The following is a 25,381-nucleotide window of genomic DNA, read 5'->3' as shown; positions in this document are numbered from 1 at the left end:
CTGATATTCGGCTTTCTCACGCAGGTGCTTTTGTCCAATCAGGTTGCAACGGGCCTTGCGCTGACGCTGTTTGGCCTTGGGCTTTCGGCGCTGTTTGGAAAGAGTTTTGAGGGTGTGCGCCCGCCTTCCACCGAAAACCTCGATTTCGGTGCGCTGGCCGATTTGCCGGTGCTTGGGCCGATCTTGTTTCGCCACGACTGGGTTGTGTATTTCTCACTGGCGGTGGTGGCGGTCGTGTGGCTGTTTCTGCACCTCTCGCGTTCTGGCCTGATCTTGCGCGCGGTGGGCGAAAACCACGACGCCGCGCATGCGCTTGGCTACCGCGTGGTGGCGGTGCGCATGACGGCGCTGGCCTTTGGCGGCGCGATGGCGGGTATGGGCGGGGCCTACCTCAGCCTCGTGCGGGTGCCGCAATGGACCGAAGGCATGACAGCGGGCGCAGGCTGGATTGCCTTGGCAATCGTGGTGTTTGCCTCGTGGCGGGTCGAGCGGGTTTTGCTGGGCGCCTATCTTTTCGGCGGGGTTACGGTTTTGCAGCTGCGGCTTCAGGCTGCGGGCTATGCGATCCCTGTGCAACTCTTGTCGATGGCACCTTATGTGATAACAATTATCGTACTCGTGATAATCTCTGCCCGGCATCGGCACGGCACACAGGCCGCGCCTGCCGCCCTCGGCAAAACCTTCCACGCCTCGCGTTGAGGCCAGCGCAACCGGGCCCATGGCCCTGAACATACGAGGATTTTAATGAATCGCAGATCTTTTTTGACCACCACCGCACTGACCGCGACGGCCATGAGCCTTGGCCTTGGCAAGGCAGCTTGGGCCGCAGATCCGCTGAAAGTGGCGTTCATGTATGTCGGGCCCGTGGGGGACATGGGCTGGTCGTTCCAGCATGACCAAGCGCGTCTTACCGTTGACGCGGCCTTCGGCGAAAATGTCGCCACCTCCTATGTCGAAAACGTCCCCGAAGGCCCCGACGCCGAGCGCGTGCTGACGCAGATGGCTTTGGCCGGCAACAAGCTGATTTTCGCGACCTCGTTTGGCTATATGGATGCCGTGATGAACGTGGCCGCCAAGTTCCCCGATGTGCGTTTTGAACATGCGACAGGCTACAAGCGCGCCGACAACGTTGCCACCTATGACGCGCGGTTCTACGAGGGCCGTGCCGTGCAGGGCACCATCGCGGGCCGCATGACCAAAACCAACAAGATTGGCTACATCGGTTCCTTCCCGATTCCGGAAGTGGTGCAAGGCATCAACGCGGCCTTTATCCACGCCCGCAAGGTCAACCCCAATGTCGAGATGAAAGTGGTTTGGGCCTATAGCTGGTTCGACCCGGCGAAAGAGGCTGATGCCGCTGCCGCATTGATCGCCGAAGGCGTAGACGTGCTGATGCAGCACACGGATTCGACCGCGCCGCAAGCCAAGGCCAAGGACGCGGGCATCATCTCGTTCGGGCAGGCTTCGGACATGGCGTCCTTTGGGCCGCTGCCGCGCGTAACCTCGACCATCGACAATTGGGCCCCCTATTATGTCGAGCGGGTAAAGGCGATGCTTGATGGCACTTGGACCTCGCAAGGCACTTGGGGCGGGATCGGCACCGGCATGGTGGAAATCGGAGAAATCACCTCGGCGGTGCCAGCCGATGTGAAAGCCGAAGCCGAAGCGCTGATCGCCGCGATCGGCGCTGGCAGCTACCAGCCCTTCACCGGCCCGCTGAACAAGCAGGATGGCTCTGCTTGGCTGGCCGATGGCGAGGTCGCCGATGATGGCGTGCTTTCGGGGATGAACTTCTATGTAGAAGGCATCACCGCGCAGATGCCCGCGTAAATCTGACCGATGCACCAGTCGGGGGCCGTGGCGGCGACGCTGCGGCCCTTTGACCACTCGCGCTTTGGTGACTTGCATGACGCGTCTTTGCGCCCTTACTGGCCTTGAAGTCGACCTTAAGGAGATCTCTGATGCCGTCTTTTCCTTTCCGCGTACTGACAGCGGCGTTTCTTGGCTTTGGCCTTGTCGCTGGCGTCGCGGGTGCGCAGGCACCCACTGCGGTTGAAGCCCCCGCACCTAAGGCCGAATTAGTCGCCACTGCGAGCTTGAGCGAAGGCGGGCCGTTGCTTGGCCCCGATGTGGCGATCAAATGGGAGCTTTTCGCGATCGATGCAAATGGCGTGGCGTCGGCGCGCGTTGCCACCACCGGGGCCGATGGCGCGCTTGCCGCGATGCCCGGCACCTACATCCTTACCGCCGAGCTTGACATGGTGTTTGCGGCGCAGGCGATCACGCTGGCCGAAGGCATGAACACCGCGCCGACACTGGTGCTGAACGCGGGGCTCCTGCAACTGACCCCAGAGCTTATGATCGGCACTGACCATTTCGAGGGCGGCTCGGTAGCGCTGACCACCGCCGAAGGCGAACGGATGAGCTATGTCGGCCCGTTCAGCGCCTATGTTCCGGCCGGTGAGTTGCAGGTCTCTGTCACCTTTGATGCGATAAAGCTGCGCGATTCTGTTTCGGTAGCTGCGGGCGAAACCGTTGTGCATGACTTCAAGGCGCAAGGCGGCATCGCAGATGTTCGCATTTCGACCGGAGGGTTTACCCTTCCCGAGGGCTTGCGGCCGCGTATCGACATTTTCGAAGCCCCCAGCAGCGCGGACGCACCGCTGAAAATGGTGGTCTACGATACCTTGGCCGCGCGCAACTTTGCGCTGCCTGCGGGTGACTATCTCGCGCAAGGTCTGATCGAGGGTGCCAACCTCAAGGTGCCCTTTTCGATAAGCGATGGCGAAAAGGTATCCGTCGCCATAGAGCTTGAAATCGGGATGCTGAAGATTTCGGCCCCCGAAGCAAACTCGCTGGCCCTGATGCAAGCGACGGATGACCCCGCAGAGCCGTGGCGGATGATTTTCCACCAGTTCGACCTTACGGCGCTGGAATACATCGTGCCCGCAGGCGACTATCTGATTGAGGCCTATTTCGAATCCGGCAAGGTCGAAAAGGTCACCCATGTCGATGCTGACGCGGTGGTGGCCCTTACCCTGCCCTGAGCCATTCCAAAGCAGTGAACGCACGCGCCCGCGCCGGATTTCTTCCGGTGCGGGCGTTTTTTCTTGACGCGCCCCTACGTCACATTCACACTCTAGAATATCTAGTAGGCGCCTGATTGGAGCGGGCGCGTATGCCGGGGGAAAAAATGGCACATTTCGTAGTTCTGGGCGCGGGTCTTGGCGGCACCATCATGGCGTATGAGCTGCGCGAAGCCGTGCGCAAGGAAGACAAGGTCACGGTCGTCACCAAAGATCCAAAATATCACTTCGTGCCCTCGAACCCGTGGATCGCGGTCGGCTGGCGCGAGCCAGAGGATGTCACCGTGGACCTCGCCCCGGTCATGAAGAAAAAAGGCATTGAGTTCGTCCCAGTCGCAGCCGAAAAGCTGCACCCCGAGGAGAACCGGCTGGAACTGGTTGATGGGAAATCGATTTCTTACGATTATCTGGTCATCGCCACCGGACCCGAACTGGCCTTTGACGAGATCGAGGGCTTTGGCCCCGACGGCAATACCCAATCCATCTGCCATATCGACCACGCCACGAAAGCGCGCGAGGCTTTCGATGCCTTCATGAAGAACCCCGGCCCGATCATTGTCGGCGCGGCGCAGGGCGCCAGTTGCTTTGGCCCGGCCTATGAGTTCACTTTCATCCTGAACACCGCACTGCGCCGCGCGAAAATCCGCGATCAGGTCAAGATGACCTTTGTCAGCCCAGAACCCTATATCGGCCACCTCGGGCTGGATGGCGTGGGCGACACCAAGGGCCTTCTCGAATCGGAAATGCGCGAAAACGACATCAAGTGGATGACCTCGACCCGCATCAAGAAGGTCGAACCCGGCAAGATGACCGTCGAGGAAATCGCCGACGACGGCAGCGTGAAGGCCGAGAAGGAATTGCCCTTTGCCTATTCGATGATGCTGCCCGCCTTCCGCGGCATCAAGGCGGTATCGGGAATCGAGGGGCTGTCCAACCCGCGCGGCTTTACCATTATCGACAAGCATCAGCGTAACCCGAAGTATCCAAACATCTTCGCGATCGGTGTCTGTGTCGCCATCCCGCCAATGGGTCCGACCCCCGTGCCCTGCGGCGTGCCGAAAACCGGCTTCATGATCGAAAGCATGGTCACCGCTACCGCGCAGAACCTCGGGCAGATCGTGCGCGGCGAAGAGCCTACGAACGTGGCGACTTGGAACGCGGTCTGCCTTGCCGACTTTGGCGATAGCGGCATTGCCTTTGTGGCACAGCCGCAAATGCCGCCGCGCAACACCAACTGGTCATCAACAGGCAAATGGGTGCATCTGGCCAAGATCGGTTACGAAAAGTATTTCCTCAGGAAACTGCGCAAAGGCAAATCCGAACCCTATTATGAAAAGGCGACGATGCACTTGCTGGGCATCGATAGGCTGAAGGCCGTGAAAAAGGGCTAAGCGCAGGCGCGGTGGCGGGCGCTGCCCGCCACTATGCCGCCTGTTCTCAACAATTTGCGCCAATCGCACTCTGTGTTAGGCTACTCGCACATCGCAGGCGACAGCCTCGGTCGCAGGCCGTGCAATGGGGTTTGACCATTAGCTCCACCCCGCCCCGCTCGTCCTCGCCGGGCCGCCGCCGCATCAAGGGGGAGACTTGGTGGCATGTCACTATTGCGCTCGCGGGTGCGCCGCATGTTTCTGGATACATGCGAAAGCATCCAGCAGGGAAGCCTGCGGCTGACAACGCCTGAAGGTGAGCGGATCGACTTTGGCGCAGGCGAACCTGCGGCTGACCTGCACATCACAGACTGGTCAGTGGTGACCGCAATGGCAGCGCGGGGCGAGATCGGCCTTGGCGAAACCTATGTGGCCGGGCTTTGGCAGACCTCTAGCATCGAACGGCTTGCGGCGATGGGGCTGATCAACCGCGAGGCGCTGGCCGGGTTCATCTACCCCGACCGATGGAACACATGGCGTTTTCGGCTGGCAGATCGGCTGCTGCGCGCCAATTCGCGGCGCGGAGCCGAGCGCAACATTCGCGCGCATTACGATGTGGGCAACGCATTCTATGCGCTCTGGCTCGACCCTTCGATGACCTATTCCTCGGCGATCTTCGCACCCGGCGAAAATGACCTGTACGGTGCGCAGATGCGAAAATACGACCGCATTTTGCAGCATATTGGCGATGCAGAGAACGTGCTGGAAGTCGGCTGCGGCTGGGGTGGCTTTGCTGAACGCGCAGCCGAACAGGGGCGGCGCGTCACCGGCCTGACGATTTCGCCCGCACAGCACGACTTTGCCACCAAGCGTCTGGGAAAGCGCGCCGACATTCGCCTGCAAGATTATCGTGAAACGCGTGGGCGTTTCGATGCGATCGTTTCGATCGAGATGATTGAAGCGGTGGGCGAGGCGTATTGGCCTGCCTATTTCGCCGCCTTGAAGGCGCGACTGGCCGAAGGCGGGCGCGCGGTGCTGCAAGCGATTACGGTAAGCGATGACTATTTTCCAATCTATCGCTCCGGCTCCGATTACATCCGCCGCTATACATTTCCGGGTGGCATGTTGATCAGCCCAGGTGCGCTGGCCGATCAGGCGCGCAGGGCGGGCCTTGTCGCAGAAACGCCATTCCGCTTTGGTCAGGATTATGCGGCCACGCTGCGGCAATGGTCAGCGCGGCTACATCAGGCAACGCCCAAAATCACGGCTTTGGGGTATGACGAAGGGTTTTTGCGCAATTGGCACTACTACCTCGCCACCTGTGCGGCGGCCTTCGCCACGGGCAACACCGACGTGATGCAGGTAGAACTGCGCCATGCCTGAGCCGCGCGCCGACCGACCTGTGCGCAAGGCGCGGCAATGTGAACGGCTAAGCAAAAGCGACAGCTTGCTCGACACGTATCCGAACGATAGTGAACTGTCATGACCTTGCGGCAACTTCCTTCGCGCCTAGTGGCGGTACTGCTTTGCCTTGCCTTGTCATTGGGCGCGGCCGCAATGGCGTCGGCGCAGCACATGCCTGCGCAGCCCATGCCGATTGCCCATGTAGCCGCATCGCATCACGCAGCGCCAAGCACATCGGACACAAAGCCCTCGCACGATATGGCCTGTGCGGTCAGTTGCGCAGGAATCCCCGATCCCGCCGCCAGCGCGCCCTATGCCGCGCCAGTTCGGCCTATATCGCGACTTGGGCGCGTCACGCAGGTCATCATCGCCATCGGGCGCACACCCACACCGATCCGCAAGCCGCCGCGTCGCGCTACCGAAGCCTGAGCACCGCGTTTAGCGCGGTTTTTCCCTACAGGACCGCCCGCAGGGCGGATCGGAGCATCTGATGACACAGAAAGAATCCTCGCGCGCCCATGCCGCGACACCTCGCACAAACCGCAAGATTTCTGCCTTGAAATACACCTTGGCCGCGCTGATCGGCACAGTAACGCTTGGCGCGGGCCTCTGGCTTTTCGTCACGCCCCAAGCCGGTCTTGCCAATACAGACGAGATCGCGCGTGGCAGCGTGGTTTATGCCGAGAATTGTGCGGCCTGCCACGGTGCCAACCTAGAGGGCCAGCCAGACTGGCAAAAGCCCGGCCCGAATGGCCGCTACCCAGCCCCGCCGCACGATTCGAGCGGGCATACATGGCACCACTCCGATCAAGTGCTGGCGCAGATCATCTACTACGGCACCGCAGCAATGGTCGGCAACGGCTATGAAAGCGACATGCCCGGCTTTGGAACCACGCTGAGCGAAGCCGACATCTTAGCAGTGCTAGCTTTCATCAAAAGCACCTGGCCCGCGCAAGAGGCCGCATTTCAGCGGCAGGTGACGCAACAGAACTGAACACGGCGTCTGCCCCTGCGTGCGAGCAGGCTCAATCGTGCTGCGCGTAGCACAATGGCGTCGCGCCCAAGCGCTAGCCTTTTGCAAAGAAGTCCCGGCGCCCGAGGGCGTTTGGGGCTTCACGCGCCGCAGCGATCAGGCCAAACTGGCGCGGCATTTCTGCACGGAGCTATCAATGCCTACTGACCCTGAGTTTCTCGCCGCACTCGATGCGTGGCGAGCGCGCCGCCTTGCCGACCTTGCCGCCGATGACGGATGGCTGAACCTGACCGACCGCTTGCCGATCCAACCCGGCGCGCAAAGCGTGGGGTCCGGTGCAGGCGCCGATCTGCGGCTGAGTGTCGGGCCAGAGCGATTGGGCGAACTGAGGCTTGCCGATGACGGCACCGTGACGCTTACCCCCGAAGGCGCAGGCCCGCTCGCCTTTGTGGCCACGCCCGAAGCGCCGCCACGGCTCTTGCTCGGCCGTCTTCTGCTCGAGATTCACAGCGTCGAGGGAGAGCCTGCGCTACGTGTGCGCGACCTTGACAGCCCGGCGCGCGCCAAGTTTGGCGGGTTGCGTTACTTCCCCCCAGCGCCCGAGTGGCGCATTCGCGCGCGTTGGCAACCCCTGCCCGCCCCCGAGACGCGTGGCATCACGCTCAAAGACGGGCATGCGGCACAGGTGCAACTGACCCACCGCGCCGAGTTTGAACACATGGGCCGGACAGTGGCATTGCTGCCAACACACCAAAAGGCCGGTAAACCGATGTTCGTATTTCGCGATTCGACAGCGCGCGATCGCACCTATGCCGCCTGCCGGTTTCTGATTCCCGACGAAATCGGCGACGACTGGATCGTGCTTGATTTCAACCGCGCGTTTTCACCGCCCTGCGCCTTCAGCGAACACGCAATCTGCCCGCTGCCGCCGCCCGAAAACGTACTGCCCTTCGCCATCGAAGCAGGAGAATTGCGGCCCTGAGAGGAATGGTGCCGGTGGAGGGATTCGAACCCCCGACCCTCGACTTACAAAATCGCAGCTCTACCCCTGAGCTACACCGGCACGGGCTCCGCATTAGCGCCCCAGATGCGGGCGCGCAAGCCCCGTGCTAAGGTGCGCTGCGCAGGTTTGCGTGCGCAAGCAGGGCGACCGCGACCAGCCCCACCGCCATGACCAATAGTGCGGCCGGGGCGGCGTCGCCAAGATTTTCGAGGCTGGCCTTTTCATGCACGCGGGTCGCAAGGGTTTCGAAATTGAATGGTCGCAGCAGCATCGTGGCGGGTAATTCCTTGACGCTATCGACAAAAACAAGCACCAGCCCCGACCCGACAGAGCCGCGCATCAGCGGCATATAGACCTCGCTGAGCGCACCGCTGGCACTGCGGCCAAGCGAGCGGGCGGCCATCGGCAGAGAAGGCGAGATGCGCCCGAAAGCGCCATCGACCGCCCCCTCGGCCACCGCAAAAAAGCGCACCAGATAGGCCAGCACCACCGCCGCCGCCGAGCCGGTCAGTAAAAGGCCGGGGTCGTGCCCGGTCAGCGCCAGCCAGCCATCGGCGATGCGGTGGTCAAGGGCGGCAAGCGGAAACAAAATCCCCACCGCCAGCACCGCACCCGGCGCGGCATAGCCAAGCGTGGTCAGCGGCAGCAAGCGGCGCGGCAGGCTGCGCCCTGAAAGCCGTGTGCCATAGACCATCACCAAGGCCGCCGCCACGGTCAGAACCGCCGCGATGCTGCATACCGCAAGCGTATGCCAAAGCGCGCGCAGCAGCCCCGGCCCGAACCAGCTTTCAGGGTTGGCCGAAGCGTGCCAGCCGATCACCGCAACCGGCAGCACGAAGCCAAAGGCGAAAGGCGCGGTGCAAAGGGCGGTGGCCAACCACGCCTGCGCCCCTTTCAATGGCGCGCGCAGCACCGGGCGCGGCTGGCGGGCAGAGCCGTGATAGCGCGCCCTGCGTCGGCTGTGCTTTTCCAGCGCAAGCAGCAAGCCTACCGTGGCCAGCATCACCAGCGAAATCTGCGCCGCGCCGCCCGCATTGCCCGCCTCGAGCCAAGTTGAAAAGATGCCAAGCGTCAGCGTCTGGATGCCGAAGTAATCAACCACCCCAAAATCGGCCACCGTTTCCATCATCGCGATTGCGGCACCGGCGGCAATCGCTGGGCGCGCAAGTGGCAGCCCAATGCGCCAGAACACCGCCCAAGGCCCGGCACCAAGCGCGCGCGCCACCTCGTAGCTTCCGCCGGAAAGTTCGCGAAACGCAGAGCGCGCCAACAGATAGACATATGGATAAAGCGCCCCCGCCAGCACCAGAATGGCCATAGAGCGTGACCGCGCGGCGGGAAACCAGTAGTCGCGCGCGCTTTGCCAACCAAAAGCCTCGCGCAACGCAATCTGCAATGGGCCGGAGTAATCGAGAAAATCGGCCAAGGCGTAGGCACCGACATAGGCCGGTATCGCAAGTGGTGCCAAGAGCAACCATTCCAGCACCCGCGAGCCGGGAAAGCGGTACATCACCACCAGCCACGCAGCCCCTGCCCCAACGGCCGCCGACAATGCGCCAACGCCGAAGGCCAGCACGCCGGTATTGGCCAAATAGCGCGGAAGCGCATTGGCCAAAAGATGCGGCCATATGTTTTCAACCGGGTGCAGCGCCACCCAACCCACCGCAAGGATCGGGCCGATCACCAGCGCGGCAATCGCCAGCGCCACCAACGACCAGAGCGCCGAGCCCTGACCGCGCAGCCCATCGCCTGCACCGTGGGCAGGAAGGCTGCGTATTTCTTGACTGATTTGCTCGGCACACATGTTGGCGGGCTTACAGGAAAGCGGTTTTACTGTCCACAAAAGCCCCTATACTGATGCCACGTAATAATAAGACCGGAACCGCAGCATGCAGGTCGCTTTTCACATCGGCGCACATTTCACCGACGAAGAACGGCTTTTGCAGACGCTGCTACTGAATGCACCCATGCTTGCCGAGCGTGGCATTGTCGTGCCCGAACCGGCGCGCTTTCGCCGCACGATCCGTGACCTTCTGGTGTCGCTCAAAGGCGCACCGGCCACTATCGAAACGCAAGAAACATTGCTCGACGCGATCACTGACCACGACCATATCCAGCGGCTGATCCTTGCGAACGACAATTTCATGGGCTACCCGGCACGCCTTATTTCACGCGACGGGTTCCACAGCCTTGCACCGGCACGGTTGCGGGCGCTGGCCAACCTGTTTCCCAACAGCGCGATTGAGTTTTATGTCGGGCTCATCAACCCGGCGACCCTGATACCGCAGCTTCTGGGTTTCGTAAAAGGCAGCGATTACGAAAGCCTGATGAGCGGGCTAGACCCGATGGAGATTCGCTGGGCCCCGGTTCTGGCGCGCATGGTCGAGGCGCTGGGGGGACGAAATCTGGTGGTCTGGTGCAACGAGGATACGCCGCTGATCTGGCCAGAGGTTCTGCGCCGGATCGCGGGTGTCGAACTTGAAACCAAGATGCTGGGCGATGAGGCGCTGCTAGAGGTCATCATGGCGCCCGAAGGTCTGGCGCGGATGCGCAGCTATCTGGCCACCCATGCGCCGCAGACCGTGGCGCAAAGGCGCAAGATCGTGTCTGCCTTTCTCGACAAGTTCGGGCTGGCCGAAAAAATCGAGATCGAAGTGCCACTACCCGGTTGGGACCAAGCGCTGGTGGCCGAAGTCACCGCCGCCTACGATGCCGACGTTGCCGAAATCGCGGCAATGCCGGGGGTCGAGTTCATCGCCCCCTGAGCCGCCGCGACCAAAGGCTAGATCATGCCCAGCGCCGCTTTATAGAGATCGAGGATCGCTTCTTCTTCGGCCAGATCGTCACGGTCGCGTTTGCGAAGCGCGATGATCTTGCGCAGCACGCGCGTGTCGTAACCGCGCGCCTTGGCCTCGCTCATGATCTCTTTCTGCTGTTCGGCGATGTCGCGCTTTTCGGCGTCAAGATGTTCGTATTGCTCGATAAACTGGCGAAGTTCATCAGCGGTGACTTTATAGGTGGCGTCGTCGGACATCGCTTCCTCACAGGGCATGGCGCGCGGGGCGCGTTCTTGGCCTTGCTAGACGAGCCATCCGCGCGCTGCAAGGCCCGCCTTGCCGAGCGCGCGGCTTCGCGCTAACCGGGGCGCGCGGCAAGATTTGAGGAGGCGGCGCATGGAGTGGCTGGTTTTAGTCGGAACAGTGGTTTCGCTGCTGGGGCTTGTCGGCATCATCGGCTGCGTGATCGCGGTTTTGCGTGCAAGGCGCGCGGGGTTGACCGACGCCGAACTTCGCGCACGGCTTGCACCTATCGTGGCCATGAATATTGGCGCGCTGTTTGTTTCGGTGCTGGGGTTGATGCTGGTGGTGATCGGCCTGTTCCTCGGCTGAACCGCCGCGATCAACGCTCTGTCAGTTTCAACTCGATCCGGCGGTTCTGCGCGCGCGCTTCGGCGGACGAGCCTTCGACGACGGGCTGGAACTCTCCAAAGCCCGCGGCAGCAAGGCGTTCGGGTGCAAAGCCAAGCGTGCCGATCATGTAGCGCACCACCGATAGCGCGCGGCCCTGGCTGAGTTCCCAGTTGTCGGCGTATTCGCCTGCACCGGTCAGCGGGGCGTTGTCGGTATGCCCGTCAACGCGGATGATCCAGTTGATTTCTGGCGGTATCTGCGCCGCCACTTCGTTCAAGATAGCCACCACGCCGGCGATCTGCGCCTGACCTTCAGGGGCAAGGTCTGCCGAACCGGGCTGGAACAGCACTTCGGACGAAAACACGAAGCGGTCGCCGACCACGCGCACACCTTCGCGGCCTGCAAGCAATTCTGACAGGCGACCAAAGAACTCGGACCGGTAGCGCGAAAGCTGCTTGGCCTCTTCGGTCAGTCGCTGCGCCTCTAGCTCCAGCCGCGCGCGTTCGGCGGCTTCCAGATCGGCGCGGCGGCGCTGTTCGGCCGCTACCTGCGCCAGCGCAGAGTTGAGCTGCGTGCCAAGTTCTTCGACCTGCACCTGCGCTGCACGATCACGCTCGGCGCTCTCGTCGAGAATGTTTTGCAGTTCGGAAAGCTGGGCGCGCAGTTCGGCAACCTGCTGGTTAAGCAGCGCCATCTTGCGCGCGTTTTCGGCAGAGATCGCCCTTTCTTCGGATAGGGTCTGGTTGGCCATCGCAAGCAGCGCCGCTTGTTTCTCGGCCTCGGTCAGTTGCGCGCCGAGCTTTCCTTCTGCCGCATCGCGCGCGGCTTGGGCCGCGGCCAACAGCGCCGCAAGACGCTCGGCCTCCGACGCCTGCGATTCACTGGTAGCGCGCAGATCGGCCATCGCCGCCTCGGCCAAGGCCAGCGCGGCTGCCCGCTCCATTGCCTCGGCATCTTTGGAATCCGCCAGTTCCTGCAAGCGTTTCTGCGCCGCTTCGGCTGCCGCCAGCAGGGTCAGTGTGTTTTCCGCCTCACGCCGCTGCGCCTCTAGTGCCAGCGTCATCGCGGTCAGCTCGTCCTCGGCCCCCTTCAGCCTTTCGCGCAAGGCCGCAAGCGCCGCCGCGTCGGTCAAGCGCGCCGCTTCGGCTTCGGAAAGTGCGGTCTGCGTATTGGCCAGATTGGCCTCGGCATCGGCGGCGCGGGCTGCGACTTCAGCATTCTGGGCTTGCAGATCAGCAATCAGCGCATCAAGCGCCTCGCGCCGCGCTGCGGCCAGACGCGCCGCTTCGGTCTGCGCATCGATCTCGGTGCGCGCTTGGGCAAGCGCAAGGTTCAGCGCCTCGGCCTCGCTCAGCGCCACATCGCGCTCTGCGGCGGTTGCGGCGGCCAGCGCGCGGGCGGAATCACGGTCGGCCAATAGCGCGGCAACCTGCGCCTCGAACGAAGTGATACGCGTCTCGGCGGCTTGCAGGTCTGCCTCTCGGCTGGCGACGGTGGCCCGCAAGGTGGCGATCAATTCGCCTTGTGCCACAGCTTCGGCACGGGCACCGGCCAGAGAGTTCTGCAATTCGGCATTGCTGACCTGCTCTAGCGCAAGCGCCTGCGCCAAGCCCGCGACCTGCTGTGAAAGCGCCTCCAATTCATCGTCTTGGGTCGAGATCGTTTCGCGCAGTACAGATTGCACGACCATGAAGATGGTCAATACAAACATCAGCACCAGCAGCAGTGCGGTCATGGCATCGACAAAGCCCGGCCAGATCGTGGACGAAAAGCGTTGCTGACCGCCGCGGCCACGAAACGCCATTTAGTCCCCCTGCGCGTTCTTTGCGCGCGTGGACAGCAAGGCCCGCGTCAGCGCGGCGAAATCATTACGCAATTCGGCCATGCTTTCCTGACGGCCTGCCGACAATTCCTCTAGCAGCCGCAGCAACTGCACGTCGATCGAGCGCAGCCGCATCCGCGTCTCGCCGTCGTCGCCCAGCGCATGGGGGGTGATGCGCGCTTCGATCGCAGCCGCAAGTTGGGTCTGGCTGTCGGCCAGCGCGTGCAGTGCATCGCCTGCGGTATCGGCCTCGATCAGCGCGACCAGTTGCGCTTGACTGTCGGCTACGCGCTTCAACTGCGGCAAGGTCTGGTCTTCATCAAGCCGCGTCGCCAAGCGCTCGATCGCGGTGACAAGATAGCCAAGCCGCTCGTCTATCATCGAGCGGCTGACATCGCTTTGCACATAGATCGCCTGCAACGCCTCGATCTGCTCGGCCATATGGTCGAGCACACTGGCTGCCGCCGAACTGATGCCGCCTTCGCCGTCCGCCACGCCAGAGGAGGCGAGCGATATCCGCGTGATGGTCGAAATCCATTCTTCCAGTTCGCGGTAGAAGCGGTTCTGCCCATGTGTGACGAAAAGCTCGATCAAGCCCACGACCAGAGAACCCGCAAGCCCCAGCAACGACGAGGAAAAGGCCGTGCCCATGCCGCCCAGTTGCTTTTCCAGCCCGCCCATCAGCTTGTCAAACACGCTGATAGCCGTGTCACCCTCTTGCGGGGCAAGCGCGCGGATGGTTTCGACCACCGCAGGAACGGTGGTGGCAAGCCCGTAGAACGTGCCCAGAAGCCCGAGGAAAATCAGAAGATTGGAAAGGTAGCGCGTGATGTCGCGCGCCTCGTCGATGCGGGTGCCGACCGAATCGAGGATCGAACGCGCCGACGAGGTGGCAATTTCGCGATGCACCCCGCGCGCGCCAAGCATCGCCGCAAGCGGCGCAAGCAAACTAGGCGCGTGTGACAAGGTTTCACCGGGGCGATCAGAGGCGAATCCCTCGATCCAGCTGACCGACAGCACAAGTTGGTAAAGCTGCCAGAAGCAGGCGAGTATCCCCATCACGAATACTGCGAAAATCAGCCCGTTCAGCCATGGATTCGCCAGAAAAATTGGATAAATGCGCGAATAGGCAAAGTAGCCGCCCATACCCACCAGCCCAAGCACCACGATCATCGCCATGATCTGCCGCACGGGCTGCGAAAACTGCGGTTTTATCGGCCGATCGGTTACGCGCGCCATATGGTTTTGCCCTGCCCTTTGCGGCGCGAAGATAGGCGTCCTAGGGGGCGGTGCCAAGCCTTATCCCATCACTTGGCGCACCTGTGTTGCAAGCCTGTCAAGCTGCGCATCGGGTAAACCAAGCTCGGCCAGATGCGTGACGGTGTTGAAAAGGTATTCGGCGTTACTGCCACGATCCCCCACCGCGCGGGCGATGATTTCGGCCTGCGCGTCAAGGCTGAGCGGGGCGTATAGCGGATGCGCGCGGTCGATCACATAGCAGATCGCCTCTACCGCGCGCCCATCCGCAAGGCGCAGCGGCAAAACCCGCTCGACATAGGCCGAAGCGGTCATCTCGCGCGCGCGCAAATTGGCAAGGATTTGCGGCTTGTCCGCCTCGGGCAGCGCCAAGGCCACGCCATCGCAAAACGCGCCCGGTGCCGCGTCGAGCGCCAGCACCAACCCGGGCGCGGCGACGCTTCCACGATAATGCACCGAGCGCATACAGAACGCGCGCTGCCAGCCCATCAACCGCGCGCCGAGGCGTTGCGCGGGTTGAAAGCCCGGGTGCCAGATCAGCGATCCGTAGCCGAATATCCAAGATGTCATAGCGATGCTCTGGCCCTCCCTCAGCATGGCAGCTAAACAGGAGCAATGCAGATTTGCAAAGGGGACGCGATGCGAAGGCTTGTTTCGGCCTTGCTGGGTTTGGCGCTGCTGGTAGCACTTGCTTGGGGCGCGGGTGCCCTTGCCTTGCGACAGGGCGCAGATTCCGCCGTAAAGATGCTGCGCGATCAGGGCCGTGGTGATGCGGGTGCGCTGACGGTTGCAGGCTTTCCGAGCGCGTTTTCAGTGACTTTGGCCGCGCCAAAGCTGCATCAGGGGCTGATCGCTTGGCAGGGTGACTGGCTGCGCTTTTCGCTGCCCTCTTATGCGCCGTGGCGTTGGCGGCTCGATATTGGTGCCGCGCAAAGCCTGCGGCTCGGCTTTCTCAACTACCTGATTTCCGGCGATGATATGCGCGCGGATCTTGCATTCCGCCCCGATACGACACTGGCGCTGGAAAACTTCGACTTTTCGACGGGGCAAGTTAGCAGCGCAGTGGACGGCGGCGGCAAGGTGTTTGGAGCCGAGTCTCTGGCGCTGTCGCTGACAGCAGCGGGCGGGTTCGACTATCGGCTAGAGGCGCGGCTGGCAGGTTTTTCGCTGCCAACGCAGTTGCAGCCGGCCTATGCCTTGGCAGAGCAAGCCGAAGTGCTGGAGGCGCGGGTTTTGCTGGGGCTAAGCGCGCCGATTGACCGAAACGCGCAAGACGTTCCGCCGAATCTTCAGACACTGACGGTTGAGGGCGCAACACTACGCTGGGGCGCGGCAGAATTGCACGCCGAGGGCGCTTTACACGCCGATGCGACTGGCTTGGCCGAGGGGCAAATCGCGCTCCGCAGCCCAGACTGGCGCGCTGTGGTGGACTTGGCTTTGGCACTGCGTCTGGTGCAACCGCGCTTTGCCTCCACCCTTGCGCGCGACCTTGAGCCGCTTGCAGATGCGCAAGGCGGCATGGCGGTGAACCTTGCCTTTCGCAGCGGGCAGATTTGGCTTGGCCCGGTGTTGCTGGGCCCTTCGCCCTATCTGCAATAAGGCCCGCTGCGGTAGCTTGCCGTATCGACGTGGAAATGGTCACGGTGGTTGGCATCCGCCTTGGGTCCAAGCACAGTTCCGAACGGGCCGCAGGCCGAGGCGTGAATGGCGCGCATAGTCTTCGACTCGCGGTTCCAATCACGCGCGACAGAAAGCGTGCTGCCATCGGCCAAGACAAAAGCCGCCACATCGACCGCGTGCCCTGCGCCATGTTCCGAAACCTTCGCTCCGGGCACGTTATTGCGCGGGCGGCAAATATATGAGGCCACAACATCAAGCGCAGCCAAACCGCCACCTCGTCGCCCTATGGCTGGGATGACGCCTTCTTCAACCCACGTTTTCAATGCCTTGGCGGTATTGCAATCGATCGTCGCGGGTTCGGAAAGTGCTATACCGGCAACGGCGGTAACGCTGACCCCGTCGCTTAGCCCACAGCCATTTGCCGCCGCAGGAATGGCCACAATCTTGTTGCCGGTAATCGCGCTGTCGCCGCAGACAGATCCGGCCGCTGTGCGCGGTGTGCGTGGTGCAAATAGCGCCGCCAAACCGCGTGGCGGTGCGGCGGCTGCGGTTTGCGGTGCCAGCGCCGAGGTAGAGGTATGCGCGGCAAGGGGCACGGTCGCCTCCGGTTGCGGCGGGCGCGGATTGGGGCGCGGCGCGCTATCGGGCGCGGCCGATGCTAGTGCAAGCGCGGGTGCGGCGGTGGCCTGCGCCGCCGCCAATACCAAGCCCGTCGGTCGTGGCATTGGCGCGATCACTGCGACACGTGGCACAAGGCTGGCCGCGCGCACCGCTGGCGGCGCTGCGGCAACCGGGCGGCGCAAAGGATATGGCGATGAGCTTGGTGGTTCGGCCCAAGCCGCCGCACCTGACGCCGCGATCAGCGCCAGTGCCAATGCCAGTCGCTGCATCTTCGCGTTACTCTCCCGCGTCACGCTCCGGTGCGCCGCGCCCGAAATCGGGGGCGGCGGTATCTTGTCCGGCCTCGATGATACCGCGCCGAATGGCGCGGGTGCGGGTAAAGTACTCGAAAAGCTGCGGCCCGTCACCCATGCGGATGGCACGCTGCAAAACGAACAGCTCTTCGGTAAAGCGCCCGAGAATGTCGAGCGTCGCTTCACGGTTGGTCAGAAACACATCGCGCCACATCGTCGGGTCTGATGCCGCGATACGGGTAAAGTCGCGAAAACCTGCCGCGGAATACTTGATGATCTCGGATTTCGTGACGCGGCGAATGTGGTCTGCAACGCCCACCATCGTATAGGCGATCAAGTGCGGCGTATGCGATGTAACTGCCAGCACAAGGTCGTGGTGCGCCGGTTCCATCTCATCGACATTCGCACCCAACGCCTCAAGCAACCCGTGCAGGCGCTGCGTGGCATCGACGTCGGCATCAGGCAGCGGGGTCAGCAGCCACCAGCGGTTGACGAAAAGCGTGGCAAAGCCCGAGCGCGGGCCCGAATGTTCGGTGCCCGCCAGCGGGTGGCCGGGAATGAAATGCACACCTTCCGGCACATGCGGCAAAACCGCCTCGATCACCGCCTGTTTGACCGAGCCCACGTCGGTCAGCGTGGCACCGGGCGCAAGGTGCGGTGCGATCTCGGCCGCGATCTCGGCCATCGCACCCACCGGCACGCAAAGCACCACGAGGTCGGCACCAACCACGGCCTCGGCCGCAGTTGCAACGACGCGGTCACAAAACCCGAGCTCTTGCGCCACTGCGCGCGTCTCGGCGCTGCGTGCGGTGCCCACGATCTCGCCTGCCTGCCCCTTCCAGCGCATCGCATGTGCCATCGACGAGGCGATCAAACCCAGCCCGATCAGCGCGACGCGGTTGTAACTTGGCGCCATCAGTGCGCCTCCTTGAATTGCCCCACGGCATGGGCAACACGGCGACACGAGGCTTCGTCGCCCACGGTGATGCGCAGGCAATTGGGCAGGCCGTAACCCGCCACCTGCCGCACGATCAGCCCGTGGCTTTGCAAGAAGCCGTCGCAGGCCACCGCCTCGGCGGCATCGGCAAAACGCGCCAGCACGAAATTGGCCATAGAGGTATCCGAAGGCAGGCCACGCTCGGCCAGTGCTTCGGCCAGCCAGACCCGCAGCCGCGCGTTTTCGGTACGGCAGCGCGTGACATGGTCCTGATCGCGCACCGCCGCCTCGGCGGTCTCTAGCTGCGCGTTCGACAGGTTGAACGGCCCACGAATACGGTTCAGCACGTCGATGATGGCACGGGGCCCGTAACCCCAGCCAATCCGCAATCCGCCCAACCCGTAGATCTTCGAGAAGGTGCGCGTCATCACCACATTTGGTAGCCGCGTCGCAAGCTCTGCGCCGCCATCATAGCCCGCGACATATTCGGCATAAGCACCGTCTAGAACCAGAATCGCCTGTTTCGGCAAACCGCGCGCCAGCCGCTCCAACTCGGCGTGCCCGATCATCGTGCCGGTCGGGTTGTTGGGGTTGGCGATAAAGACCAGCTTGGTCCGCGCCCCGCAAGCCGCCAGAAGCGCGTCAACATCGGTGGTGCGCTCGCGCTCAGGCACGGCAACCGGTGTTGCCCCCGCCGCCAGCGCGGCGATCCGGTACATCAGGAAACCATGCTCGGTAAACAGCACCTCATCGCGCGGCCCGGCGTAGGCTTGGCAAAGAAAGTGAATGATCTCGTCAGATCCGACGCCGCAAATGATGCGATCAGGGTCCAGATCGTGCACCTCACCAATCGCTTGCCGCAGGCTGGCATGATCGGTCGAGGGGTAACGGTGCAGCCGCTGCACCGCGCGCGTATAGGCTTCCTTGGCGCGTTCCGAAGGCCCAAAGGGGTTTTCGTTCGAGCTAAGCTTGATGGCATCGGTGCGCCCGGCCACATGTGCCGCCCCACCTTGATAGAGCGCAATCTTCATAATGCCGGGTTGCGGGCGAATAGCGTCGGTCATGGCAGAACCCCCTGGGATGGCGCCGTTCTAGCGAGCCAGATTGCGCTTTGCCAGTGCGTTGTTGCAAAAGGAAAAGGGCCGCACCCTGCGGCGCGGCCCAGCATTTCGGCTCCGCGACGCGGGACTTAGTTCTTGGCGTAGTATTCGACCACGAGGTTCGGTTCCATCACGACCGGATAGGGCACATCGCTCAAGGACGGCTGACGCACGAAGGTCGCGGTCATCTTGGAATGGTCCACTTCGAGGTAATCGGGCACGTCACGCTCGATCAGCTGCACAGCTTCCAGCACGATCGCGAGCTGGCGCGACTTTTCGCGCACCGAGATCACGTCGCCTTCGGACACGCGGTACGAGCCGATGTTGACGCGCTTGCCGTTGACCAGAATGTGGCCGTGGTTGACGAACTGGCGCGCGGCGAAAACCGTGGGCACGAACTTGGCGCGGTAAACCACCGCGTCCAGACGCCGCTCGAGCAGACCGACGAGGGCTTCACCGGTATCGCCACGCACACGCGCCGCTTCGGTAAAGATCTTGCGGAACTGCTTTTCGGTCAGATCGCCGTAATAACCCTTCAGCTTTTGCTTGGCGCGCAGCTGCGTGCCAAAGTCCGAAAGCTTGTTCTTGCGGCGCTGGCCGTGCTGGCCGGGGCCGTATTCACGCTTGTTGAGCGGCGACTTCGCGCGCCCCCAGATGTTTTCGCCCATCCGGCGGTCAATTTTGTGTTTGGCAGAGGTGCGTTTGGTCACCGCTGATCTCCTTCATCATGCGCCCCATGAACGGGGCAGGAAGGGCGTTGTCCTTTAGCCCGTTTCGGGGCCCGACAGGCATCCCCTTGCGGGGGCCACCAACACCAATGATTGCCCGAAGCAAGTTACCCCGGACCGCGGGCTTATAGGCGGCACCTCAGGCCCCGTCAATGCCCCGTCATACTGTCTTGATTACGAAATGCACGCGGCCGGGTTTTGCGGCCCTCATGCCGCAAGTTCGTGGCGCAAGATCGCTGTTTCGGCCGCGCCCAACCGGCGGCGCGCATAGCCGCCGTAGCTTGCGGTATCAACAGCCAGATTCGGCATCAGTGAAAGCAGCCCGGCGCGATCTTCCGGCGCGATCATCTCAAGCGTCGTGGCGCCGGGATGGAAGCTTTCAGTTTCCAGACCATTGGCCCGCAATATCTGATGCCGCTCGAACATCAGATGCACATATTGCACTTCGCGCAGCCCATGTTCGATGCGCACCGAACCGCCGTTAACCAGATCGCGGGCCGAAACCAAGACCTCGGTCTCGTTAAACAGCGCCCGCGCCGCAGACCCGCGCACCAGCATCCGGTGTTGCGGCGACACCAGAAGATCGCCATCAGGCCGCCCGATGCCGAATGCCCCTGCCCGAAACCGCACAGGCCGGTATTCGGGCATCACATGCAGCCTTGCGCCACTTATCCGCCGCCCACCGGTCCAGATAATTTCCTGCGCCCCGTCGTCGCGCGTCAAAACCCGGTCACCCGGTCGCAAAGTCTCAACCGGGCGCGTGCCCGAGGGCGTGTGGATAAGTGTACCATGGGTAAAGCAAATCACCGACGAAGACGCGACAGGGGCCGACAGTTCGCGTAGTTCAAGCGCGCGGTCCACCACCCAAAGCTCGGTATCGCGCGGGGGCACGCGACCCAAAAACATCAAAAGCCGGGTCGTGGTGCCGGGCAATTCGATCAAACTAACGGAATAGGAGGCGTAGCCATCCGTTACGGTAAAACTTTGTTCCGCATCGGCTTCGATCATATCGATTTCACCGAGCTTGCGGCCACTGACAGCGGCACCCAGAAGCCTGCGCACGGTGCGCGCGGCGCGCCGTCGCGTGTCTGCCTCACCCATCTGCCCTGTCAGCAGCAAGAGCTCTGGCGGACCGTCGATCCGCAGCACTTCGCCGTGCCATCGCCAATCGGAGCCTATCACCAACGCTTCGGGTGGCGCAGCGATTACGCCGTCCACCTCGGTCTGCGCCCATGAAATGACAAAGGTGCCACCTGCGCCTGCCGCCATGCCTGTTCCTGCCACTCTTTTATTATCAGGTCTTTGCGACCCGTTGTTCAGGTAAAGGTAGCAGAGAAATTGGGGCTTGCAAAGCGGCGCGTTCGCCCCGCGCCAATGCGACTCGGGGCATGGGCTCAGAAACCTACACGAAACCGAGTCGAGCCAGATACTTGCCCCTCGGCTTAGCCCGCAAACTCGGGCGAAAGCCAGCGCATCGCAGAACGGGCAAGAGGTCACTTTGCCATGCAACACCTTCACGCGCTTCGCCAAAGCAAAACAGCGCGCCTTCCATCCGCCCTGAGAAAATCGAAGGTCGTGGCGCAAACGCCCGACATCTTTCAGATATCGGGCTGCGTCAGCCTGCCAGCAAGGCCGCTGCCGCCGCTTTCGCCGCCTCGGTGACGCTTTCGCCCGCCAACATGCGGGCAATTTCGCCCTGACGCGCGTCAGCCCCCAACGGCACAACGCGCGAGGTGGTGACGCCAGCCGCCACATGCTTTTCCACCCGCCAGTGATGCGCACCGCGCGCTGCGACTTGCGGGCTATGCGTGACAACCAGCACCTGCGCCGTTTCTGCCAACCGTGCCAAGCGTCGCCCGACCGCATCGGCAGTGGCACCACCTACGCCGCGGTCGATTTCGTCAAAGATCATCACCTGCGCATCAGCGCCACGCATCAGGCAGACCTTCAGCGCCAGCAAAAACCGTGAAAGCTCACCACCCGAGGCGATCCGGTTGAGCGGCCCCGCCGGGGCACCGGGGTTGGTGGCAACCACAAAGGCCACAGCGTCTACGCCTTCTGGCCCCGGCGCGGCGGGTGTGATCTGGGTGGCAAATGCTGCGCGCTCCATTTTCAGCGGCGCAAGTTCAACCGACATGGCTGCATCCAGCCGCCCCGCCGCCTCGCGGCGCAGAGCCGATAGCGCCGCTGCCGCCCCCGCATGTGCTGCATCGGCCTCTGCCAGCGTGGTGCGCAGGGCGCGCAAATGCCCCTCGCCACCGTCAAGCGCGGCCAAGCGCGACCGCAGGCCATCGGCAAACGCGCCCAGATCATCGGCCAATACACCATGCTTGCGCGCCAATGCGCGTATCGCAAACAGCCGCTCTTCGCAGGCTTCCAGTTCCAGCGGGTCGTGGCTAAGGCTTTCCAGCGCGCGTTCAACGCCCTGCGCGGCTTCGCCAAGTTCGATCATCGCGCGCGACAACGCAGCGATTGGAGCGTCAAGCATGCCATCCGCACGATCTGCCACCGCTTCAAGCCAGCGCCCGGCATCGCCCATTGCGCCCTCGGCCCCTTCCCCACCCAATGCGACATAGGCGCGGGCGACATCGCCGCGAATCCGCTCGGCCGCCTGCATCGCGCGGCGGCGGATATCGAGACTGGCTTCTTCGCCGGGCTGAGGTGCCAACTGATCAAGCTCTTTGACCGCGTGGCGCAGAAAATCCTCCTCGCCGCGCACCGCTTCCAGTGCGGCCTCGGCCTCCGCCAGCGCGGTTGCGGCCGCACCGCGCGCCGCCCATGCAGCGCGCACACGGGTCAGCAAAGGCTCGGCACCCGCAAAGGCATCCAGCAGCGCACGGTGGCCGCGTGGGTTCAAGAGGCCGCCATCATCGTGTTGGCCGTGCAGTTCCACCAAAGTGTCGGCAAGCAGGCGCAGCACCTCGGCACTCGCACGGCGATCGTTGACAAAGGCTGTGCGGCGGCCATCGGGCAGCACCTGCCGACGCAGCACCAACTCGTCGCCGACGGCGAGCCCTGCCTCCTCCAGCACCGTTCGCGCGGCATGGTCGGCAGGCAGTTCGAACACCGCCACCACCTCGCCCAGCGCCGCCCCCTGACGCATCAGATCGCCACGTCCACGCCAGCCAAGCACGAAGCCAAGGCAATCGAGCAGGATCGACTTTCCCGCCCCCGTTTCGCCGGTCAGCACATTGAGGCCGGGCTGAAACGCCATGTCCAGCCGGTCGATCAGCAGCATGTCGCGGATCTCAAGTGTCCGAAGCATTCTGCGCCCCCATGAGCGAGCAAGCCGCGCGCAACGCCCGCGCTACAGCCATTCGCCCTTGACGACTTGTCGATAGATTTGCGCAAGCCAGCCATCGCCCTTGCCTTCGGGGGCCAGCCCGCTTCGGCTTAGCAGAGCGTAGCTGTCTTGGTAAAAGCCGGACGACTGGAAATTATGCCCAAGAATCGCTGCGGCAGACTGCGCCTCGTCGGTAAAGCCAAGTGCAAGGTTGGCCTCGACCAGACGGTGCAGCGCCTCGGCGGTGTGCGTGGTCGTCTGATATTGCTCGACTACGATGCGGAAACGGTTGATCGCCGCAGTATAGTGGCCGCGCTTCAGGTAGTAGCGCCCGATCTCCATTTCCTTCGCCGCAAGATGGTCGAAGGCGAGGTCAAACTTGAGAATCGCCGAGCGCGCATATTCGCTGTCAGGGTATTCCTCGATCACCGCGCGCAGCGCCGTTAGCGCCTGAAATGTCAGCCCCTGATCGCGGCCGATTTCATCGATCTGGTCATAGTAGCTTAGCGCCAGCAGATACTTGGCGTAGGCCGCGTCTTCGTCGCCCGGATAGGTATCGATAAAGCGCTGCGCAGCACTGCGTGCGTCTTCGTAGTTCTTGGCCTTGTGATTCACGAAGGCCTGCATGATAAGCGCACGCTTGGCGTATTCGGAATAGGGATAAAGCCGTTCGATTTCTGTGAAATAGCGCAAGGCTTCTTCGGGCTTGGCTGTATTTGCCAGTTCCCATTCGCCGCGCTTGTAGATTTCTTCGGCGCTGAACCCTTCAAGCGGAATCATCTTTTCAGAAGAACCGCCACAAGAACTCAGCACCGCTACAACCAACAGGCTGCCGAAAAATGATGCCGCTGAAATGCCGCGCGCCATGTCCCGCCCAACCCCCGTGTTCTTTCACCCGACAGCGCCCCGTAATGAGGGCTGTTCGGCTCGTCCTAGCACAGAAAAATCCGGTGCGCAAAACGCCTTTCGCGGCAATCGCGGTGATCAGACAAGCAATCCGCCTTCCGGCATGCAATCGGCTAGTGTAACACCGGCGCCGGGCAGCGCATGGGCGCGCGCATTGCTGAGCGGTTCCCACTGCCAGGCAGTCGCATCCGCGAAAAGTGCGCGCAGCAAGCGGTTGGTCAGTGCATGGCCCGCGCGGTTGCCGCTGTAGCGCCCCAGAATCGGCGCGCCGGCCAGCGCAAGGTCGCCCATCGCATCCAGCATCTTGTGGCGCACCGCCTCGCGTTCACGCCGCAGCCCCCCCGGCGAGAGCACACGGTCACCATCGACCACCACGGCGTTTTCATAGCTACCACCCAGCGCCAGCCCGGCTGCCTGCATCGCTTCCACATCGGCGCGGCGGCAGAAGGTGCGGCTATCCATCAGCTCGTGCACGAAAGTGCCGTTGGCCATGTTCAGCGTCAGCGACTGGCTGCCAATCGCCAGATCGGGAAACTCGATCGCGAAATCGATTTCCAGCGTCTCGGCGGGTTCCAGCCGCGCTTGCGCGGCACCTTCACGCACTTCGACGGGCTTGAGAATGCGCAAGGCCCGCACCGGCGCAGCCTGCCGCGTCAGACCTGCGGCGATGAAGGCGCGCACGAAGGGCGCGGCAGAGCCATCGAGAATGGGCACTTCTGGCCCGTCAATTTCCACCAATGCGTTGTGCACGCCGCAACCTGCCAGCGCCGCCATCACATGCTCGATCGTCGAAACGGCGACGCCTTCGGCATTCTCGATCTGGGTGCAAAGGCGCGACGGTGCAACCGCATCCCAGCGCGCGGGCACCCGCGCATCGGCACCCGAAATGTCGCTGCGCCAAAACGTGATGCCAGAATCGACTGCCGACGGGTGCACGGTCATGTGCACCTTGGTGCCGCTGTGCAGACCGACACCGGCGAATTGGACCGGGGAACGTAAGGTGGTTTGCAAAAGCTGGCTCCTGATAGTGGATCGGCCTTGTGGCCCATACGCAGCCCAAGCGGGATGCGCAGGGTCAGCTAAACCTGTGGCAGGGTAAGCTCAACTCACTCTTTGTAACGGGCTGAAACAATCGTGGCGAGGCTTGGCGGCAACCCGCCAATAGGTAGCTATAGCATTGTTTATAATAGTAAAAGGGCCGCGTCATGCGCGGCCCTTTCAGCGTAATCGTGATGTTTTCAGTTCGCTTGCCGGCGCAGAAATGCCGGTATTTCGATGCGATCCTGTTCGGGGTCGCTTGCCGGTTCGTCGTCATAGACCTGCGGCTGCTGCGCGGTTTGCTGCATCGACGGCGCGCGGCGTTCGCTAGCATGCTCGCCGCCGCCACCGGTCATGCGGTTAAGAAACGAGTTGATCGCAAAACGCGACTTTTCAGGTGCTGGCGCTGGTGTCGGGGCAGAGGCGCGGCTTGCCGACATCGGCTGCGATGCTGCCCGCGATGCCTGGCTGGGCGTGCGCGAAACTGCTGCTTGCAACCGGGCAAGCGCCTCGGGCGTGGGCGAACCCGG

24 protein-coding genes, 1 tRNA gene and 1 pseudogene are annotated in these 25,381 nt (G+C 62.9%); 11 read left to right on the top strand and 15 right to left on the bottom strand.

Translation table 11 applies throughout. The features are described 5' to 3' along the window. From ABY403_RS01475 to ABY403_RS01440, 8 genes are all read left to right on the top strand, one after another. Positions 1-699, top strand: a 699-nt coding sequence (locus ABY403_RS01475; RefSeq protein WP_372837879.1) for an ABC transporter permease, incomplete at its 5' end; no start/stop codon positions are given. Between the two features lie 45 nt (positions 700-744). Next, positions 745-1,830: a BMP family ABC transporter substrate-binding protein gene (locus ABY403_RS01470; RefSeq protein WP_372837877.1), complete on the top strand. Its 1,086-nt coding sequence runs from the start codon at positions 745-747 to the stop codon at positions 1,828-1,830. Positions 1,831-1,961: 131 nt separating this feature from the next. Further along, entirely contained in the window at positions 1,962-3,047 is a 1,086-nt protein-coding gene (locus ABY403_RS01465; RefSeq protein ID WP_372837875.1) for a hypothetical protein, read from the top strand. A 146-nt stretch (positions 3,048-3,193) separates the two neighbouring features. Beyond that, a complete protein-coding gene (locus ABY403_RS01460; RefSeq protein ID WP_372837873.1) occupies positions 3,194-4,477 on the top strand; it encodes an NAD(P)/FAD-dependent oxidoreductase in 1,284 nt (427 codons plus the stop codon). A gap of 204 nt (positions 4,478-4,681) precedes the next feature. Continuing rightward, positions 4,682-5,839 (top strand): class I SAM-dependent methyltransferase, encoded by a 1,158-nt coding sequence (locus ABY403_RS01455; RefSeq protein ID WP_372837871.1) that lies wholly within the window; start codon positions 4,682-4,684, stop codon positions 5,837-5,839. A gap of 192 nt (positions 5,840-6,031) precedes the next feature. Beyond that, positions 6,032-6,289, top strand: coding sequence for a hypothetical protein (locus ABY403_RS01450; RefSeq protein ID WP_372837869.1), 258 nt, complete (start codon positions 6,032-6,034; stop codon positions 6,287-6,289). A gap of 61 nt (positions 6,290-6,350) precedes the next feature. Beyond that, positions 6,351-6,854, top strand: coding sequence for a cytochrome c (locus ABY403_RS01445; RefSeq protein ID WP_372837867.1), 504 nt, complete (start codon positions 6,351-6,353; stop codon positions 6,852-6,854). A gap of 175 nt (positions 6,855-7,029) precedes the next feature. Beyond that, complete coding sequence (locus tag ABY403_RS01440) at positions 7,030-7,815, top strand: DUF1684 domain-containing protein (RefSeq protein WP_372837865.1); 786 nt, start codon at positions 7,030-7,032, stop codon at positions 7,813-7,815. Between the two features lie 6 nt (positions 7,816-7,821). Here ABY403_RS01440 and ABY403_RS01435 read toward each other — a convergent pair. Both ABY403_RS01435 and ABY403_RS01430 read right to left on the bottom strand, forming a co-directional pair. Continuing rightward, a tRNA-Thr gene (locus tag ABY403_RS01435) sits at positions 7,822-7,896 on the bottom strand. 46 nt (positions 7,897-7,942) lie between these two features. Then, positions 7,943-9,640, bottom strand: coding sequence for an ABC transporter permease (locus ABY403_RS01430; RefSeq protein ID WP_372837863.1), 1,698 nt, complete (start codon positions 9,638-9,640; stop codon positions 7,943-7,945). Positions 9,641-9,725: 85 nt separating this feature from the next. On the opposite strand from ABY403_RS01430, the gene ABY403_RS01425 reads away from it, so the two are divergent. Further along, positions 9,726-10,601 (top strand): hypothetical protein, encoded by an 876-nt coding sequence (locus tag ABY403_RS01425; protein WP_372837861.1) that lies wholly within the window; start codon positions 9,726-9,728, stop codon positions 10,599-10,601. Positions 10,602-10,618: 17 nt separating this feature from the next. Here the strand turns inward: ABY403_RS01425 and ABY403_RS01420 are convergent, their stop codons facing one another. Beyond that, on the bottom strand, positions 10,619-10,870 hold the full coding sequence (locus ABY403_RS01420; protein ID WP_372837859.1) for a DUF2312 domain-containing protein: 252 nt from the start codon (positions 10,868-10,870) through the stop codon (positions 10,619-10,621). 139 nt (positions 10,871-11,009) lie between these two features. Between ABY403_RS01420 and ABY403_RS01415 the strand changes: the two genes are divergently transcribed. Beyond that, positions 11,010-11,225 (top strand): hypothetical protein, encoded by a 216-nt coding sequence (locus ABY403_RS01415; RefSeq protein WP_372837857.1) that lies wholly within the window; start codon positions 11,010-11,012, stop codon positions 11,223-11,225. Between the two features lie 10 nt (positions 11,226-11,235). On the opposite strand, the gene ABY403_RS01410 is transcribed toward ABY403_RS01415, so the two are convergent. Genes ABY403_RS01410 through ABY403_RS01400 form a run of 3 tightly spaced genes read right to left on the bottom strand, consistent with a single transcriptional unit; the run spans position 11,236 to position 14,895 of the window. Beyond that, positions 11,236-13,050 carry a peptidoglycan -binding protein gene (locus tag ABY403_RS01410; RefSeq protein WP_372837855.1) on the bottom strand — a complete coding sequence of 605 codons (1,815 nt, stop codon included), beginning with the start codon at positions 13,048-13,050 and terminating at the stop codon, positions 11,236-11,238. Next, positions 13,051-14,307, bottom strand: coding sequence for a biopolymer transporter ExbB (locus ABY403_RS01405; protein WP_372837853.1), 1,257 nt, complete (start codon positions 14,305-14,307; stop codon positions 13,051-13,053). Between the two features lie 60 nt (positions 14,308-14,367). Beyond that, positions 14,368-14,895 (bottom strand): gamma-glutamylcyclotransferase, encoded by a 528-nt coding sequence (locus tag ABY403_RS01400; RefSeq protein WP_372837851.1) that lies wholly within the window; start codon positions 14,893-14,895, stop codon positions 14,368-14,370. 69 nt (positions 14,896-14,964) lie between these two features. Here ABY403_RS01400 and ABY403_RS01395 point away from each other — a divergent pair, with 69 nt between their 5' ends. Then, positions 14,965-15,924, top strand: coding sequence for a DUF2125 domain-containing protein (locus tag ABY403_RS01395; protein WP_372837849.1), 960 nt, complete (start codon positions 14,965-14,967; stop codon positions 15,922-15,924). On the opposite strand, the gene ABY403_RS01390 is transcribed toward ABY403_RS01395, so the two are convergent. The 9 genes and pseudogenes from ABY403_RS01390 to ABY403_RS01350 all read right to left on the bottom strand — a co-directional run. Beyond that, positions 15,912-16,835: an extensin family protein gene (locus ABY403_RS01390; RefSeq protein ID WP_372837847.1), complete on the bottom strand. Its 924-nt coding sequence runs from the start codon at positions 16,833-16,835 to the stop codon at positions 15,912-15,914. The genes ABY403_RS01395 and ABY403_RS01390 overlap by 13 nt on opposite strands. 7 nt (positions 16,836-16,842) lie before the next feature. Beyond that, entirely contained in the window at positions 16,843-17,775 is a 933-nt protein-coding gene (locus tag ABY403_RS01385; RefSeq protein WP_372837845.1) for a prephenate/arogenate dehydrogenase family protein, read from the bottom strand. Beyond that, on the bottom strand, positions 17,775-18,860 hold the full coding sequence (hisC, locus tag ABY403_RS01380) for a histidinol-phosphate transaminase (RefSeq protein ID WP_372837843.1): 1,086 nt from the start codon (positions 18,858-18,860) through the stop codon (positions 17,775-17,777). Before hisC ends, ABY403_RS01385 begins: the two co-directional genes overlap by 1 nt. 125 nt (positions 18,861-18,985) lie before the next feature. Next, entirely contained in the window at positions 18,986-19,606 is a 621-nt protein-coding gene (rpsD, locus tag ABY403_RS01375; RefSeq protein WP_372837841.1) for a 30S ribosomal protein S4, read from the bottom strand. A 225-nt stretch (positions 19,607-19,831) separates the two neighbouring features. Beyond that, entirely contained in the window at positions 19,832-20,893 is a 1,062-nt protein-coding gene (locus tag ABY403_RS01370; protein ID WP_372837839.1) for a Hint domain-containing protein, read from the bottom strand. 346 nt (positions 20,894-21,239) lie between these two features. Beyond that, on the bottom strand, positions 21,240-22,889 hold the full coding sequence (recN, locus tag ABY403_RS01365; protein WP_372837837.1) for a DNA repair protein RecN: 1,650 nt from the start codon (positions 22,887-22,889) through the stop codon (positions 21,240-21,242). 42 nt (positions 22,890-22,931) lie between these two features. Next, positions 22,932-23,774, bottom strand: coding sequence for an outer membrane protein assembly factor BamD (locus ABY403_RS01360; RefSeq protein ID WP_372837835.1), 843 nt, complete (start codon positions 23,772-23,774; stop codon positions 22,932-22,934). 117 nt (positions 23,775-23,891) lie between these two features. After that, complete coding sequence (lpxC, locus tag ABY403_RS01355; RefSeq protein WP_372837833.1) at positions 23,892-24,824, bottom strand: UDP-3-O-acyl-N-acetylglucosamine deacetylase; 933 nt, start codon at positions 24,822-24,824, stop codon at positions 23,892-23,894. 227 nt (positions 24,825-25,051) lie between these two features. After that, positions 25,052-25,381, bottom strand: a pseudogene (locus ABY403_RS01350) (cell division protein FtsZ); the annotation flags it as partial.

The sequence above is a fragment of the Phaeovulum sp. genome (assembly GCF_041596715.1).
Taxonomy (GTDB): Bacteria; Pseudomonadota; Alphaproteobacteria; order Rhodobacterales; family Rhodobacteraceae; genus UBA6213.
Note: the sequence above shows the minus strand (reverse complement) of the source record. Positions and strands in the feature narration are given on the sequence as shown.